Raw genomic sequence first — 16,666 nt, forward strand, 5'->3', positions numbered from 1 at the left:
AATTGGTCTAACTTATTAGACAAGTTAAGCAATTAGTAGATATTATCTAAATCAAGCTAAAAACACAATAAAAATGAAGCTTTAAAAGTCATGATCTTGGCCTAGGATCAAGAAATAACTATTATTGTAATTCCAAAACACAAAAAGCATGAATATTAAAAATATCGCTCCTCATATTATTGCTGTAGTCGTATTTATCACAATCAATTTGATTATGTATTGGCCAATCTTTATGGAAAATAAAGGACTAAATCAAAATGATATCTTACAAGGCGCTGGTGCAAATCAAGAAATTGTTGAATACAGAGACAAAACTGGAGAAGAGGCTTTATGGACCAATGGCATGTTTAGTGGAATGCCTGCTTATCTTATAAATGTTCATTGGTCTGGTGAATTGACTTATTACATTCAAAAAGCTGTTAGCCTTTGGCTACCAAGTCCTGCAAGTCACACATTCGTGGCTATGCTAAGCTTTTATATTTTACTATTGGTATTTAGAGTCAACCCATATCTGGCTATTGGTGGAGGATTGGTATATGGGTTAAACACATTCTTTCTTATATCTGTTGAAGCTGGCCACATCTGGAAAGTAGCTGCTATAAGCTGGATGCCTGCTGTACTTGGAGGTATAATTCTAGCTTTTAGAAAAAACTACTTATCTGCTTTTGTACTTACTTCCGTGGCAATGGCATTGGAATTACGATCTAATCACCTACAAATCACCTATTATCTACTTTTGGTAGTTCTAATATTTGGTTTGTTTCAATTGATCAGTGCGATCAGAAATAAGACATTGGCTGATTTTGGAAAAGCCATTGGAGTATTAGTTGTGGCCGTATTACTTGCTGTTAGTACTAATATTGGTAAAATCTGGACCGCTTACGAGTATGGGCAGTTTTCTATTCGAGGACCAGCTGAGTTGACTTCTAATACCGAATCAAGCGGTGGTTTAGATAGAGATTATGCTTTTGCTTGGAGTAATGGCATTTGGGAACCTTTTACTTTTCTTATTCCGAATTTTTACGGTGGTGCCAGTCAGGAGGAAGTTTCAATGGATTCAGAACTTGCTAATGGATTAAGAGCTAGAGGAGCTGGAAGTGGACAGATAAAATCTTACCTCAAGAATATCCCCACTTATTGGGGCGATCAGCCTTTCACTAGTGGCCCCTACTATATGGGAGCCATAGTTGTTTTTCTGTTCATTTTAGGAATAATTGTTGGTAAGAGTTCTTATAAATGGTGGTTGATTACTGCCTCTGCTTTAGGGATCGTGCTTTCATGGGGATCCAATTTTGAAGCATTTAATTACTTCATGTTTGATTATTTCCCAGGCTACAATAAATTTAGATCCGTTTCCATGACGGTGGCCATACCTTTCTTATGCATGCCTTTATTAGGTTTCCTTGGTATTAAGGAGCTGATGGAAGAAAAGGAATTTGCTGCTCGTAAAAAATTAATTAGCAGTATAGCGATAGCAGCAGGACTTTGTGTATTCATGGTATTGATTTCTTTTATGATAGGTTTTAGAGGTGCCGTTGATGCCCAACTGGGCGGACAAGAATGGTTAGTAGAACTAATAAGAGAGCATAGAGCCAGTATGTTTCGCACTGATGCCTTCCGTTCTCTCTTTTTCATTATTGTTGCTGGTGCCATACTTTATTTTTGGAAAATGGGAAAAATTCAGCAGAAAGTAGCCATTCCAGTTTTCCTATTGGTTCTTTTGGTAGATCTTATTCCAGTAGATAAAAGATATTTGAACGATAAAAATTTTCAGCGCGATGTAAAAGGCAGTTTTTTCCAAAAGACAGAAGCTGACAAAAAGATACTACAAGATGATAGTCACTATCGGGTTCTTAATTTGAGTAATCCATTTAATGAAGCGAAGACTTCTTATTACCACTCCAGCTTAGGCGGATATCATGGGGCCAAAATGAGACGTTATCAGGATTTGATTACTTATTATTTACAATCAGAAATGAATCAAATGGTTGAAAAACTGCGAAGTGGAAATACTGATTTGAGCGAATTTGGTGTAATCAATATGTTAAATACCAAATACATCAAATTTGGAAATCAGGCAGGTCAGGTAATTCAAAATAACAATCACTTAGGCAATGCATGGTTTGTCAATGAAGTAGTGGCTGTAAATAATCCTGATGAAGAAATTGAAACTCTTTGGGTTATAAATCCTGAAGAAAAGGCGGTTATTAACCAAAATAGATTTGACATACCGAAATCTACTTCTAGTTCAGGAAGAATCAGTCTTGAAAGCTACAGTCCTAATGAGCTGGTATATTCTTCAAATAATAATGCTGCAGGACTAGCCGTATTTTCTGAAATATACTATCCAAAAGGATGGAAAGCCTATATAGATGGACAGGAAGCTCAAATTTTACAGGCAAATTATGTACTACGTGCGCTAGAGATTCCAGCCGGAACGCATCAAATTCGGTTCGAATTCAAGCCTGCTGCCTACTACACAGGTAATACTATCATGTGGGTAGGTTCAATTATTTTGATAATCGTACTTATTGGAGGAATTGCTTATTCATTTATTAAACCGAAAGAAGCTTGATATCAGTAATTGTTTGTACCTACAATAGACAGGAATACATAGGCGAATGCTTAAAGCACTTAGCAAAGCAATCAGCATCAGCCGAAAAGTATGAGGTTCTTATCATTGATAATAACAGCAGAGATCAAACAGCTGATATCAGTAAGGAATTCGTAGCCAATCATCCTGAATTGAATGTTCACTATCATTGTGAAATGAATCAGGGCCATACCTTTGCTAGAAATAGAGGTATAACTGAAGCCAAAGGCGAAATTCTTAGTTTTATTGACGATGATGCTTTTGTAGATTATCATTTTATAGAGGCTATTGACAATTACTTCAAGCAACATGCGGAAGTAAGTGCAATAGGCGGAAAAATACTACCTGTCTATGAAGGCAAGCATCCTAAGTGGATGTCAAAATATCTATTGACCCTGGTATCTGCATTGGATATGGGTGAGCAAGTGAGAAAATTCACTGGTGCCAAATTTCCCATCGGAGCCAATATGGCTTTTAGAGCAAAAGTTTTTGAAAAATATGGTAAATTTAATACCGATTTGGGAAGAAGAGGAAGCGAATTGGAAGGCGGAGATGAAAAAGAAGTATTCCTACGATTGAAGAGAGAAAAAGAAGAAATTCACTACGTACCGCAAGTAAAGGTAGATCATATTATACCTGAACGAAGATTAAGCATGGAATACATTAAAGGACTTGGCGTGGGAGTAGGTACCAGTGAAAAAAGAAGGGTTGTTAAATCGGGTTTAGCTGAAGTGATTAAAAAATTCATTAGCGAAACCATTAAAGTAGGCGGAACACTTGTTCTTTTTTTTCTATACAGCCTTCAGGGAAAATTTGCACAAGCCTGGATGTTATTAAAGTTTAGGTTTTGGGTACTAAAAGGTTATTTTCAGTAAAAAACTATGGTTAAACTTAGAGATTTCATTCTGGAGGTTGGAGGTATTTTTCTCTCCATCATCAAAATCATTTTTATGTCTCGGGTTCCATTCAATTCTAAATTGGAAAAGAAGCCTGGAAAATCCCTAGTCCTATTGGGTAATGGACCTTCTTTAAATGATACTCTTAAGCAAAAAGATTTTTTTGAGGACAAAGATTTACTTTGTGTGAATTACTTTTGTAGAACAGAAGAATTTCAAGAATTAAAACCCTCTTACTATGTTATCACTTCTTTAGAATATTTCTTTAATGAAGAAAAAGAACATTTTGCCATTGAAAGAAGACGAACCTTGGAGAGTATTGCGAAAAACACACATTGGCCGATGATTTTCTTTATTCCTGCCAAAGCAAAATCTCAGCAGGAATGGAAGTCCATATTTAAGGATAATAAGTATATCTCTATCTATTATTTCAATACTACGCCAATATCAGGACTATCCTTTTTTACTAATTTTTGCTTCTCAAATAATTTGGGAATGCCAAGGCCCCACAACGTACTCATTCCTGCCATGATGCTAGGAATTAGGATGAGGTATGAATATTTATATGTAGCAGGCGCAGACCATAGTTGGCTAAAAGAAATATATGTAGACAGCGATAATGAAGTACTGCTTAGCCAAAAGCATTTTTACGATAACCAAGCAAAAAAACAGGAGCATTACAGAGACATGTCCGTTGCACAGCCAATGTATCATGGCGGAAGTGCTGCAACTCGTAAACTACATGAAGTAATTGAAAAGTTCTATTATACTTTCCGTTCCTACTGGAAAATCAAAAGCTACGCTGAAGATAAATCCGTAAATATTTATAATATTACTCCTGAAAGCTATATTGATGCATTTGATCGCATCGATATCACCCAAAAAAAGCAGTCATGAGTCAACTACGAAAACATCTCAAATTCAGCTGGAAGAACAAATGGCGTGCAAAGCTCCAGAAAAGACGCTTAGGCTTTTTGGGAATTAAAGTCTTTATTGATAAAAATGTTGAATTTCAGCGTTACCCAAAAAACATAACTATTGATTCCTATGCTGTAGTAAAAGAAGGAGCAAGAATCTGCTCTTGTAATGAAATTGCTAAAATTACGATAGGTAAAAACACTACTGTAGGCTTTCATACCTTCATTTTTGCTTCAAATAAAATAGAGATTGGCAATGATTGTTTAATTGCACCTTTTGTGTATATCGTAGATAGTGATCATCAAGCCGAGAAAGGAGAATTAATTAATCGTCAACCGAATCAAACAGCTGCTGTCAAGATTGGGAATGATGTCTGGATAGGAACTGGAGCTAAGATTTTGAAGGGGACTGAAATTGAGGATGGAGCTGTAATAGCTGCCGGAGCAGTAGTATCAGGTCATGTAAAAAGTAATGAAATATATGGTGGCATCCCAGCCAAGAAAATAAGTGAAAGAAAATGAAAGTAGGAATCATCGTTATTTGCCGTTTCAATTCTTCGCGTTTGCCCGGAAAAATTTTAAGAGAGATAGAAGGAAAACCGCTTCTTGCCTATATTCTAGAAAGATTAAATCAATCAAAATATAATGAAAATATTGTTGTCGCAACTTCAAATCAATCAACAGATGATCCTATTGTAGATTACTGTAAGAATAACAAAATTACTTATTTTCGAGCTGATTTAAATAATGTGAGCAAAAGATTTGCGGATTGTATGTCACACTTTAATTTTGATTATGGAATACGGATTAATGGCGATAATATCTTTACTGATGCTAATCTTGTGGATCAGGCCATCGACATAATTCTATCTCAAAAGCTTGATTTTGTTTCTAATGTAAAAGGCAGAACCTACCCTACTGGAATGAGCGTTGAAGTAGTTAATGCTGATTTCTATAAGGAACAATTAATTCAATTTACAGAAGAACGCCATCGTGAGCATGTCACATTATACTTTTATGAAAATGAAAGGGCTGGAAAATTTCAGTTTCTCACAAATGAAGAAATGGAAGAAGCAAAGGGATTGAAGATGGCAGTGGATACAAAAGAGGATTTTAACTTTGCAAGTTCAATTATAAAAAAAATGGACAATCCCCATTATTTATATGATTGGAAATCAATCACAAAATTTTACCTGAATGAAAAATAATTGGAAAGGAAAAAATGGCCCTATGCTAATTGCTGAAATTGGCGGTAATCATGAAGGCGATTTCGAATATGCTAAAAAGTTAGCCCAGTTAGCAATCGAATCAGGGGCTGATTATGTAAAATTTCAAATTTATACTGGAGATGGGTTGGTGAGCAAAGTAGAGAGTCCTGTTCGAAACGAACATTTTAAGAAATTTGAATTGACCCAATCGCAGCATATAGAATTAGCACAAATGTGTAGAAATTCAGGTGTTGGTTATACCGCTTCTGTTTGGAACTTTGATGCACTCGAATGGATAAATCCATATATGGATTTTTTTAAAGTAGGTTCAGGTGATCTAACAGCATATCCTATGTTGAGAGAGTTAGCAAAATTTGAAAAACCAATTTTGATTTCAACTGGCTTAGCAAACGAAAATGAAGTAATAGAATCAGTTGAGTTTCTCCGATCACAAAATAGCTTTTATAAAAGCAAAGAAAACATTGCAGTATTACAATGTACATCTATGTACCCTATTAAGAGTTCGGATGCTAACCTTAGGGTTATGCATAGATTTAAGGAGATATTGAATTGTACTATAGGATATTCAGATCATACAGAAGGCAGTTATGCTATGGAAATTGCAGTAGCGATGGGTGCCGAAGTGCTAGAGTTTCATTTCACCGATGATAGAAAAGGTAAGACTTTCAGAGACCATAAAGTATCCTTAACAAAAAATGAAGTCCAGGAATTAATTGAAAAAATTAATACCATTGAAAATTTAAAAGGATCAGATCAAAAAGTCGTTTTACCAATTGAATTAGAAAACGGTCATGAATTATCTTTTAGAAGAGCAGTTTATCCCTCAAAAGAGATAAAAAAAGGAGAAAAATTAACTGAAGACAATTTAACAATATTACGCCCTTTGCATGGTATTGATGCTAGGGAATATGATCTCTTAATAGGAAGAAAGGTAAATCAAGATTTAGCTCCATTCCAAAAATTGAGTTGGAAATATATAGATTAAAAAATATGAAATGGATGAGAATGACCCCCATGTCGGAAAAAGGGGAACGAAATAAAGAACAATGGATTCGTACAGAAGATGAATCTGCAAAACAGTTTGATGTTGAAACCTACTTAGGTAAAAAGACAGACCTATTAGCTCTGAAAAAAAATATAGTTGAGAAACTGAAAAAAAATCAAGCTTATTATAAAGAAAGTCGAACAGAAATATATAAACCCGAAAACACAGAGCCTGTTTCCGCCTGTCCTGTTTGTGATGAATCCTCGAAAAACACAGAGACTAAAGTAAATATTTATGGAGCAAAATATGCAATGTGTAAGAGTTGCACCCACGTTTATGTATTAGAAAGACCTTCAAAAAGTGCTATTGAAGGTTTCTATCTAAATGACATTACATATGCAGCTACCTATACAGATAAAAAAGCTGCAGAATCAAGACTAAACGCCATTGCTGTTCCTTGGTTAAAGTGGACAATGGAGGTATTTGAAAAAGCCCATGGTAGAAAGCCTGAGAGAATACTAGATGTTGGATCAGGAGCAGGGCACTTTGTAGAAGCATGCAGAAGGGAAGGATTGAAAGCAGACGGTATAGAATTAAGTCAATCAAGCAGGGACTTCTCAAAAGAAATCTGGGATATAGAATTAGATGGTAGAGATTTTCTTAAAGTGGGTAAAGATTACAATGGATACGATATCGTTACCTTCTGGGGATTATTAGAACATACACCAAATCCTTCAGCTATTTTAGAGAAGGCATATGATATTGTTTCAAGAAGTGATGCCGGTATGGTTATTTCAAAACTTCCTAGATGGAACTCATTAAGCAGTGCTATACAGCAGTTATCAACTGATACTGTGATACGCCATTTGGATCCTATGGGGCATATCATGGCCTTTACTGACGCCTCAGCATCTGAGTTATATTATAGAAATCGATTCCGTCCAGCAGCTGCATGGTACTATGGAATGGATGTTTATGAAACATTAATGCAGATCTCAACGAAAACAGAAGCCTACGATGCCTTTACGAAAACTGGCCCTATACAGATGGAATTACAACAGTTTGTAGACGAAAATATATTTTCTGATGGTATCACCCTAGCTGGAATACCTTTTAATAATTAAAATAATAATGAAAAGCCCTTTAGTTACTGTATATATTACTAATTACAATTACGAAAAGTACCTTCAAAAAGCAATTGAAAGCGTACTTGTTCAAACTATGCAGAATTTTGAGCTTTACATTATTGATGATGGATCTACCGATAAAAGCAAAAACATTATTGAATCTTATAGAGACCATGAAAGTATCTCCATTATATATCAGAAAAACAAAGGACTAAACATCACCAATAATGTAGCGATGAGGGCTGCAAATGGCAAATATCTAATGCGGTTAGATGCAGATGACTTTCTGGAAAAAGAAGCCATTGAAAAAATGAGTTTAGCTCTGGAAAAAGATGATGAACTTGGATTGGTTTTCCCCGATTATTATTATGTAGATGCAGAAGGAAACAAAACAGGATTAGAGCAGCGTCATAATTTTGAGAAAGAGGTATCTCTTTATGATCAGCCTGCACATGGAGCTTGTACCATGATTCGTTTAGAATTCCTCAAAAACCTAGGGGGATACAATGAAAGTTTTACTTGCCAAGACGGCTATGATTTATGGATCAAATTTATAACGCATCATAAGGTCAGTAATATCAATGAACCCTTATTCTCTTATAGAAGACATGGTCAAAATCTAACCACTAATGAGGAAAAAATTCTTAGCACTAGAAAACAAATCAAGTCAGTTTTTGTAGATGAACATTTTAGTTCACCACCTACTTTAGGAATAATTCCAGTGAGGAATACTTTTATCAACGGAATAAATCTTCCGATATTTGAAATAGAAGGGGAAAGCCTTTTGTGCCTAAAAGTGCAAGCATGTCTTAATAGTAAGAAGCTGGATCGTGTCCTTATATCTAGTGCGGATAATGAAATTCTGGCTTATGCGAGGCAAAAATTTGATAGGAATGATAAAGTAGAAGTGCTAGAAAGGCCAAAAGCTTTTGCAGAAAAAAACCAAAGTTTGAATGATACAATCCATCAATCTCTGGCTTTTGAAGAAGAGAAATCTAGGACTTATGAAGCTGTGATGACCATTGCTTTAGAATATCCATTTTTACAAGGAGAAACCATAGATGAAGCAATTGATACTTTAACTCTTTTTAAATCAGATGTAGTACTAAGCGTTCGACCTGATAATCGTTTATATTATCAGCATAATGGTAGCAGCTTGCAACCTATTTTAGATCAAGAGAAATTTACCAAGCTCGAAAGAGAGGCTATTTATAAAGGAGTTGGTGGCATTGTACTATCTACAGTAGACAATTTTAAAAAGTATAATAAAATGACTGAAGGCAGAATCAGTCATGTGGTGGTTGACCAGAGATCTGCCTTCGGTATCTTTAGTAGTTTTGATTTTGAAATCTATCAAAACCTGAGAAAAAGCTTATAAATCCTCCCTAGCAAAATAAACTTTTGCTGCCTTCATTACTTTAGGAGCCAGTATAAAAGCAGATATCATCGTTGGAAAAGCCATCAAGGCATACATGCCATCAATTAATCCTATCACTGCCCCTAATGAAGCAACAGAACCCCAGACTACCATGCCAATATAAAAATACTGGTACCATCGAATATGTTTGGCTCCGAAAAGGTATGCGAAACATTTACCTCCATAGTAGGAATAGCTAAACAAAGAGGTGATGGCGAACACAAATAGTGCTAACACTAGCAAATATCTACCGCCCCATAGTGAATCATCAAAGGCCTTTATTGTTAAGGTAACACCGCTAATTCCTTCTGTATGATCTTGCCAAATTCCAGTGATGAGAATGGCTAATGCGGTCATCGTACATACAACAATAGTATCAATTGCAGGCCCCATCATGGCAACTAAACCTTCTCTAACAGGTTCATTTGTTTTGGCTGCACCATGTGCCATAGGCGCTGTACCTATTCCTGCTTCATTTGAGAAGGCGGCTCTTCTTGCTCCTGCAACCACTATAGCTCCCACAGCTCCTCCTAATACTGAATTAGCTGTAAAAGCATCAATAAAAATCAGTTTTATATATTGTGGTACTAATTCATAATTTAATACTAAAATTGCAACTACAGCAATTACATACACTGCAACCATAGCGGGCACCATGCTACCCGCAACATTACCAATTCTTTTTATCCCTCCTAGAATGACTAATGCAACGATTATCGCCAATACAATACCGATAGCTAATTTAATTCCAAAAGTTAATTCAATCCCTAATGGTAAAAGTAAACCCTCTCCTATTGCAGCTGTTAATTGATTAGATTGAAAGCTTGGAATGGTACCAAACATACCAGCTATACAAAATAGAACTGCTAAAGGCTGCCATTTTTTACCTAATCCTTCTCTAATTACGTACATAGGTCCACCTTGTAAGTGTCCTAAAGAATCTTTCCCTCTATACATTACAGCCAAAGTGCAGGTGAAAAATTTGGTAGCCATTCCTACAAAAGCACTCACCCACATCCAGAAAATTGCTCCTGGTCCTCCCATGGTAATGGCTACTGCTACACCACTAATATTCCCCATTCCCACTGTAGCTGCTAATGCTGTTGATAGGGCCTGATAATGGTTTATATCGCCTTCTCCCTTCTCTCCATCATACTTCCCTCTTAAAATTTGGACAGCATGTTTAAAATAGCGAAATGGGATAAACCTTGAATAAAGCAGGAAAAATAAACCACCTCCCATTAATAGTAATAAGAGTGGTGTTCCCCACATTGCGTTGCCAAAACCAACTAATATCTCTTTTAATGTCATTTACCTTAAAATCTATGATTTGCTAAAGTAGTAAAGAAATGAAGAATAGAAATGAAGATTCTTATTTTATATTTCTTTCAATATTCAATCTAAACATACTTTTTGGCCCATTCTGATATTAAAGCAAAGACCTTTAATTGCTATTATCAATCAAATTTATAAAACCCATAAATTATTTTTATTTGGATTGATTATAAATAGTCAATATAATTGCATTATTATTTTTAATCAATCTAAATAGACTTAAATGAAAATAATTACTTCCACTCTTTTTTCTTTCCTATTTGCAATCAATTTACAGGCTCAGCTTAGCATTGAAATCACTGACCCGAATAATAAGGGAATAGAGGAAGTATTAGTTGCTTTTACGGAAATAAACTCTTCTAAACAATATCTAAAATGGACTGATAAAAATGGGATCATCAAAACATCTATTAGCAGCCCAGTTATTTTAAGCATTTCGCATTTGGATTATAAAACATTGATCGATACCATTTCTATTACTGGAAATTATCAATATCGTCTTTCACCAAAAAATCAAAATCTCAAAGAGGTGGTAGTGACGGGTCAATACGAACCAGAATCTGCAAAAAATGCAGTCTATAAAGTGAGAAGCATTGGTAAAGAACGCTTTGAACAACAAGCTGCAAATGATATACAGACAGTACTTTCTCAGGAACTGAATATCCGTTTTAGTAGAGATAATGCAACAGGAAATGCCAATTTTCAAATGCAGAGTTTAAGCGGCCAGTATGTAAAGGTTTTGGTTGATGGGATTCCCCTCACTGGAAAAAGTGGGACCAATAATGCTATTGATCTCAATCAAATTGATATTAATAATATTGAAAGAATAGAACTAGTGGAAGGTCCCATGGCCGTAAATTATGGTGCGGACGCTCTTGCAGGTGTCATCAATATCATTACTAAAAAGACTAATCAAGATAAGCTAGCGCTTGGAATCACATTACATGAAGAATCCGTTGGAGACAATTATTCCTTTTTTTCAGAAGGAATTCATTCTCCTTCATTGTCAGTAAACGGGAAAATTATTGAACATATCAGCGCTATGGCGAGTACAAGGAGATACTCGTTTGGAGGATGGGTAGGAAATGGAAGTGAAAGAGACCGAGAGTGGTATCCCAAAAACCAGTGGCTTCATAATGCCAAGCTGAATTATACTTCCGAAAAATTCGATATCACCTATTCTACCCAGAAGATGCAGGAGGAAATCTTAAATCTTGGCCCTGTCAATAACAATAATCCATTAAGAGATCCATTTTCAATAGATGAAAGCTATAATGCTGATCGATGGATGCACCAAATTCAAGCTAATTTTGACCTGGGAGAATGGAATCTTCAATCGGCTAATTCATTTACAGATTATGAAAGACTAAGCAAAGAGTTCCGAACTAACACCATTACACAGGAAGAAAGTCTTACTTCCGAAAATCAACAGGATACCATTTTTTACAAAGATTGGTTTAGTCGAAATACTGTTCAAGGCAATATTCTACAGGTTGGAAACTGGAAAGTGAGTGGACAATTCGGTACTGAAATTCAATATGAGCAAGCAGGTGGCACCACACTTTCTGATGGAAGTAAAGACTTATGGAATACTGCCTTTTTTGCTTCGTCAGAAATCGGAATAGGCAAATCTCTAAAAATAAGGCCGGGAGTAAGATATACTTTAAATAGCCTCTTTGAAACGCAACCGACTCCTGCTCTAAACTTGAAATATAATATAAGTGATAACCTTCAACTGAGAGTTGGCTACGGTAGAGGATTTAGAGCTCCATCAATTCGTGAACTATATCACGAATTTATTGATGCCAATCATAACATATTGGGGAATGCGAATCTACAGCCTGAAACTTCGCACAATTTCAATGCTGATTTCAACTTTACGATAAGTGGAAACCAGGAATTTAATATCAGTGCTTTCTACAACTATATTAATAATATGATTACATATTTTATTCCACAACAGGCTACGGCTGCAACAACTTATAGGAATTTAGAAAATTTCAGAACCAACGGAATTAATGCGAGATGGAATTACACATACAGTAACTTCACTTCTAATTTAGGAGTAGCCTATATTGGTCGATACCAAAGACTATCTGACGAATATCAGGTGAACGAAATGCTTTACTCTCCTGAAGCGAATGCCAACATCAATTATAACTGGCAAAAACCAAGGATTAATTTTGGACTATTTTACAAGTTCACTGGAGCAAACCAAGCTTACCGAGAAATTCTAAATGAAGATAATAACACCATTGTTGAGCTCCAACAAATGGATGCTTTCCATTGGCTAGACTTCACAATAGCAAAAACTTTTAACTACGGTATTCAAATATCTAGCGGGATAAAAAATCTGACCAATATCACAAGTATCCAAAATAACTTTACTGGCGGTGGGGCGCACAGTGGCAATAATACTGGACAAACAGCCATGGCCTACGGAAGAAGCTATTTCCTAAGAATTAATTATCAGTTTAATCAAAAAAAATAAATAAAGATGAATAAAATAAGTACCCTTTTTTTAATGCTCTTAAGCTTCATAATTGCGATTTCCGGGTGTAAGGAAGAGGAGCAAATTGCCCCTATTAACCTCAATTTTAACAGTAGCAGTCTCAATATAAATGAGGAGAATCAAGAGGCCCAAATTTCATTAGTGTTTTCCAGAGCCACCACTGAAGCCGGAAGTATTTCAGTGAGTATTGAAAGCCCCAACTTAGTTTATGGAGCAGATAATGATTTCTATACTGAACCGGCAGCAGAAGGTAATCAAATGATGCTTAACTATGAATCAGGACAGAGTGAATTAACTTTTACTGTTAAAGCGGGTAGTGGCCTTAACATTAACAATGATGAAAATATAGAATTTTTGATTAATTCAACTGAAGCTTTTCAAATTGGACAGAATGCTTCTATAGAAGTAGCAATTTCCGAGAATTTTATCGCAGAATCGGGAACAATAGAAATGAATGCGGGTGGTCCTGATTTTTCACTACAAGCTTTTGTTGATTTAAGTAAACTTCAATCGAATTCCCTAGATAAGTCAATATGGGACCTAGGTTTTTACAATGGATCAGGACATCATGTTACGCTTAATTCCACCGCGCAGGTGATGGCTCGCCCTCTTGATAAAACAGATTTAGCTGCCGTTACTGCAGAAGATACGATAGGTTTTGCCAATGAAATGCAAATTGGATTTACCGCAACACCGCCAGCAGCAGCTTGGATTGATGAACCAAATGGGGATCTTTCACAAACCGCTATAGTACCCATAGCATCAAATGAAGAGGAAAACAAAGTATACATCATCAAAAGAGCAGGGGAAAATGAAGCTTGGAAGAAAGTAAAAATCACTCAAAAGGGAGATGGCTATACTATTACTTATGCAAATATAGATGATACAGATTTCCAAACAGCAGAAATCAGGAAATCTGATAGCCACAACTTTGTCCATTTTGATTTGGATAATGGAATCGTGGACTATGCTCCTGAGAAAGAAAATTGGGATTTAATGTATGGAACCTACACAGAGAAATTCCCTTCCATGGGATCTAGTATTCCGTACAGTTTCAATGATTTTATAATTATAAACCGCCATAATACTTCAGCTGCTATGGTAATGACAGAAGAGAATACTACTTATGAGGGATTCAATCTTCAGCAAGCAGAAAATTTAGAGTTTAGTAGCGAAATCAATTCTATTGGTTCTTCATGGCGACAAGGAGGTGGGCCTGGAAGTGCGCCTGCTGTATTCTATGATCGTTTCTTCGTGATTCAAGATAGCCAAGGAAATTATTACAAAATAAGATTCATCAGTCTCACTAATGAAAACAATGAAAGAGGCTTGACCACTTTTGAATTCGAAATATTGAAATAAGGATGGGAAAGTTCATCAGCATATTCTTCATTATTGTACAGTTAGGTTTAGGTAGTTTATTTGTGTATGCAGGTGTTCGGAAATTTATTCCGAGCCCTGCCCGCAAATCATCTAATACCGAAATTGTAAAAGACAGCACAAAGGATCAAATGATTCAATTCATCAAAGGATTGAAAGCTAACACCTACTTCTGGCCATTTTTAGGAGTAGTTGAAATCATAGCTGGTTTGCTATTGGTGAGTCAATTTTTCGCAGTAGGAGGCGCTATTCTGCTGACTCCTATCACTTTAAATATATTCTTATTTCATATTTTCCTGAAACCCGATGATGTAACGGGAGGAATTATGTCAGGACTTTACCTCTTTGGGTCCATTCTAATCATTTTAAGAAAACATAAAACAATTACAAATTTAATTTACACTAATAAACCCTTTCAATTATGAAAAGAATAAGTCTAATACTCATGCTTGTTGTATTCGTGATGAGTGCTCAAGCGCAGAAAAAGAAAAAAGCAGATGACGTAAAAGCCATCATGGATATGTGTGGCTGTTATGAAGTGGAGTTCAATTTTGCAGAGACCTTCTCTCCGATCAAAGATTACGAAAAGCATGAGAACTATCGCTCTGCTGGCCTTGAATATGTATTTCCTGTGGAAAAATCTAAGGATAAAATTGTATTACAGCATTTATTAATAGTAGGTGATACGATGATCATCAAGCACTGGAGACAAGATTGGCTTTATGAAAACACTGACCTTTACACATTCCAGAAAGACAACACATGGAAATACAATGGATTTGATAAAAAAGAAGTTGAAGGTCAATGGACGCAGAAAGTTTATCAGGTAGATGATGGACCAAGATATGAAGGAACTGCTTCATGGGTTCATGTTGACGGGAAAAGCTATTGGGAATCTGTGGCTGATGCACCACTTCCAAGAAGGGAATTCTCTAAAAGAGATGATTACAACATAATGGTAAGAGAAAATAGACATGAAATCACTGAATACGGTTGGCTACATGAGCAAGACAACCAAAAAGTGGTTAGAGGTGAAAATGACGAACTTATCGCCTGGGAAAAAGGATGGAACACCTACACTAAAACGGAAGATGGAAAATGCCAAGTAGCAGCAGATTGGTGGGAAGAGCATGAAATATACTGGGCAGATGTAAGAGCCGTTTGGGATGAATTATTTGCTTCAAAAGAAACGGTGAAAATCAAAAAGCGAGTAGACGATAAAGTATTATTCATGCAGCTATTTGCTTTGCAAGATGAACTGCTAGCAAATGATTACGATAGCCAAAACGCTCAAACTGAAATCAAAGACGTAATTCAGAAATATTTAGATAGTGATCAAAGGCTATCAATGAAGTAATTCATGCTTAAAGTTAAATTCACTTTAATAAGTCGATTGACTAAAGTCCTCACAGGGTCGGTATTTTCAAACCTATCACCGGCCCTTTTGAGGCACAATGCCATCAATCGCTGCATAAATATATATATCGAATCTTAGGGTCTTCAATACTCCCTTCTATAGCTAGTATCAAAAGCTGATTGTCAAGTGTGGGTAAAGTTTTCAAAGATTAAAAACACCGAAAATACTTTTATACATCGCTTTCCGAGCATCAATTCAAAAGTCGTGTACAGATTGTCTTAACTCACCATCATTCAATTACTCAAGATTAAATTAATACGCTTCTGAACCTAGCTAAAAATTCCATTGCTTCTTATACATCTATACTTTATTAAGCCTATGATTAGCTTCAAAAGGGATCTCAGTAATAGTACTTTATCTTAACTGATAACCATCAACAAAAGTAAAACGCGTAAAAGTTTAAAATCGTGATAATCCCATTTCAAATATAACTCTTCTCCTTCCGAACCTATAAAACTTAAAGACTGTGAAAATTCAAACTGAAAAGTTGTTGGAATAAGTTGCAATGGATTTAATGAATATTTTTTTTGATTTCAGCAGCTAAATCTGAAAATAATTTGAACATAGCACTTAAATAAAAAGTGCATATGAAGTTACTTTATAATGCCTGCCAGATCTATATATACTAATTTATAATAATTGAGCTAACACAGTTACGGTAAGTAAAAACGGTGAAGAAGGTTCTTCACTATCGTGGTCAGGGAAAGATTATTCATTTTTAGTACTATTTTGAATATCGTAACAATTCACCTCTTCATTAATAGTAAAGAGAGTTGTTATTAGATTAAAAAAAGAAGAGATATAAACCAAAATATTTTCAATAAAAAGGATGATTACCCATCTCTAAAAATAAAGGTA

At 35.6% G+C, this 16,666-nt stretch carries 13 protein-coding genes; 12 read left to right on the forward strand and 1 reads right to left on the reverse strand.

The annotated features are described in order from the left end of the window. The first annotated feature begins 148 nt into the window (after positions 1–148). Genes QYS47_RS13260 through QYS47_RS13295 form a run of 8 tightly spaced genes read left to right on the forward strand, consistent with a single transcriptional unit; the run spans position 149 to position 9,125 of the window. On the forward strand, positions 149–2,575 hold the full coding sequence (locus tag QYS47_RS13260; protein WP_322346681.1) for a YfhO family protein: 2,427 nt from the start codon (positions 149–151) through the stop codon (positions 2,573–2,575). Then, entirely contained in the window at positions 2,572–3,468 is an 897-nt protein-coding gene (locus tag QYS47_RS13265; protein WP_322346683.1) for a glycosyltransferase, read from the forward strand. The genes QYS47_RS13260 and QYS47_RS13265 overlap by 4 nt, the downstream gene beginning before the upstream one ends. A 6-nt stretch (positions 3,469–3,474) precedes the next feature. Then, a complete protein-coding gene (locus QYS47_RS13270; protein WP_322346686.1) occupies positions 3,475–4,386 on the forward strand; it encodes a hypothetical protein in 912 nt (303 codons plus the stop codon). Continuing rightward, positions 4,383–4,928, forward strand: a complete 546-nt coding sequence (locus tag QYS47_RS13275) for an acyltransferase (protein WP_302124106.1) — start codon at positions 4,383–4,385, stop codon at positions 4,926–4,928. The genes QYS47_RS13270 and QYS47_RS13275 overlap by 4 nt, the downstream gene beginning before the upstream one ends. Beyond that, positions 4,925–5,614 carry a cytidylyltransferase domain-containing protein gene (locus tag QYS47_RS13280; RefSeq protein WP_322346688.1) on the forward strand — a complete coding sequence of 230 codons (690 nt, stop codon included), beginning with the start codon at positions 4,925–4,927 and terminating at the stop codon, positions 5,612–5,614. The genes QYS47_RS13275 and QYS47_RS13280 overlap by 4 nt, the downstream gene beginning before the upstream one ends. Then, entirely contained in the window at positions 5,604–6,620 is a 1,017-nt protein-coding gene (locus tag QYS47_RS13285) for an N-acetylneuraminate synthase family protein (RefSeq protein WP_302124102.1), read from the forward strand. Before QYS47_RS13280 ends, QYS47_RS13285 begins: the two co-directional genes overlap by 11 nt. A gap of 5 nt (positions 6,621–6,625) precedes the next feature. Further along, a complete protein-coding gene (locus QYS47_RS13290) occupies positions 6,626–7,744 on the forward strand; it encodes a class I SAM-dependent methyltransferase (RefSeq protein ID WP_302124100.1) in 1,119 nt (372 codons plus the stop codon). A gap of 7 nt (positions 7,745–7,751) precedes the next feature. Continuing rightward, entirely contained in the window at positions 7,752–9,125 is a 1,374-nt protein-coding gene (locus QYS47_RS13295) for a glycosyltransferase (RefSeq protein WP_302124098.1), read from the forward strand. Here the strand turns inward: QYS47_RS13295 and QYS47_RS13300 are convergent. Then, positions 9,120–10,475, reverse strand: coding sequence for an alanine/glycine:cation symporter family protein (locus tag QYS47_RS13300; RefSeq protein WP_322346693.1), 1,356 nt, complete (start codon positions 10,473–10,475; stop codon positions 9,120–9,122). The two genes, QYS47_RS13295 and QYS47_RS13300, sit on opposite strands and share 6 nt — an antisense overlap. A gap of 247 nt (positions 10,476–10,722) precedes the next feature. Between QYS47_RS13300 and QYS47_RS13305 the strand changes: the two genes are divergently transcribed. From QYS47_RS13305 to QYS47_RS13320, 4 genes are read left to right on the forward strand one after another with little or no spacing between them, the layout of a single operon-like run. Further along, positions 10,723–12,990 (forward strand): TonB-dependent receptor plug domain-containing protein, encoded by a 2,268-nt coding sequence (locus tag QYS47_RS13305; RefSeq protein ID WP_322346694.1) that lies wholly within the window; start codon positions 10,723–10,725, stop codon positions 12,988–12,990. Between the two features lie 6 nt (positions 12,991–12,996). Continuing rightward, the gene (locus QYS47_RS13310; RefSeq protein WP_302124094.1) at positions 12,997–14,373 is read left to right on the forward strand and encodes an HmuY family protein; all 1,377 of its coding nucleotides are present in this window, start codon (positions 12,997–12,999) and stop codon (positions 14,371–14,373) included. Between the two features lie 2 nt (positions 14,374–14,375). After that, complete coding sequence (locus tag QYS47_RS13315) at positions 14,376–14,816, forward strand: DoxX family membrane protein (RefSeq protein ID WP_302124092.1); 441 nt, start codon at positions 14,376–14,378, stop codon at positions 14,814–14,816. After that, the gene (locus QYS47_RS13320; protein ID WP_322346698.1) at positions 14,813–15,748 is read left to right on the forward strand and encodes a DUF6607 family protein; all 936 of its coding nucleotides are present in this window, start codon (positions 14,813–14,815) and stop codon (positions 15,746–15,748) included. The genes QYS47_RS13315 and QYS47_RS13320 overlap by 4 nt, the downstream gene beginning before the upstream one ends. Positions 15,749–16,666 lie beyond the last annotated feature (918 nt).

Source organism: Marivirga arenosa (genome assembly GCF_030503875.2).
In the GTDB taxonomy this organism is placed as follows: Bacteria; Bacteroidota; Bacteroidia; order Cytophagales; family Cyclobacteriaceae; genus Marivirga; species Marivirga arenosa.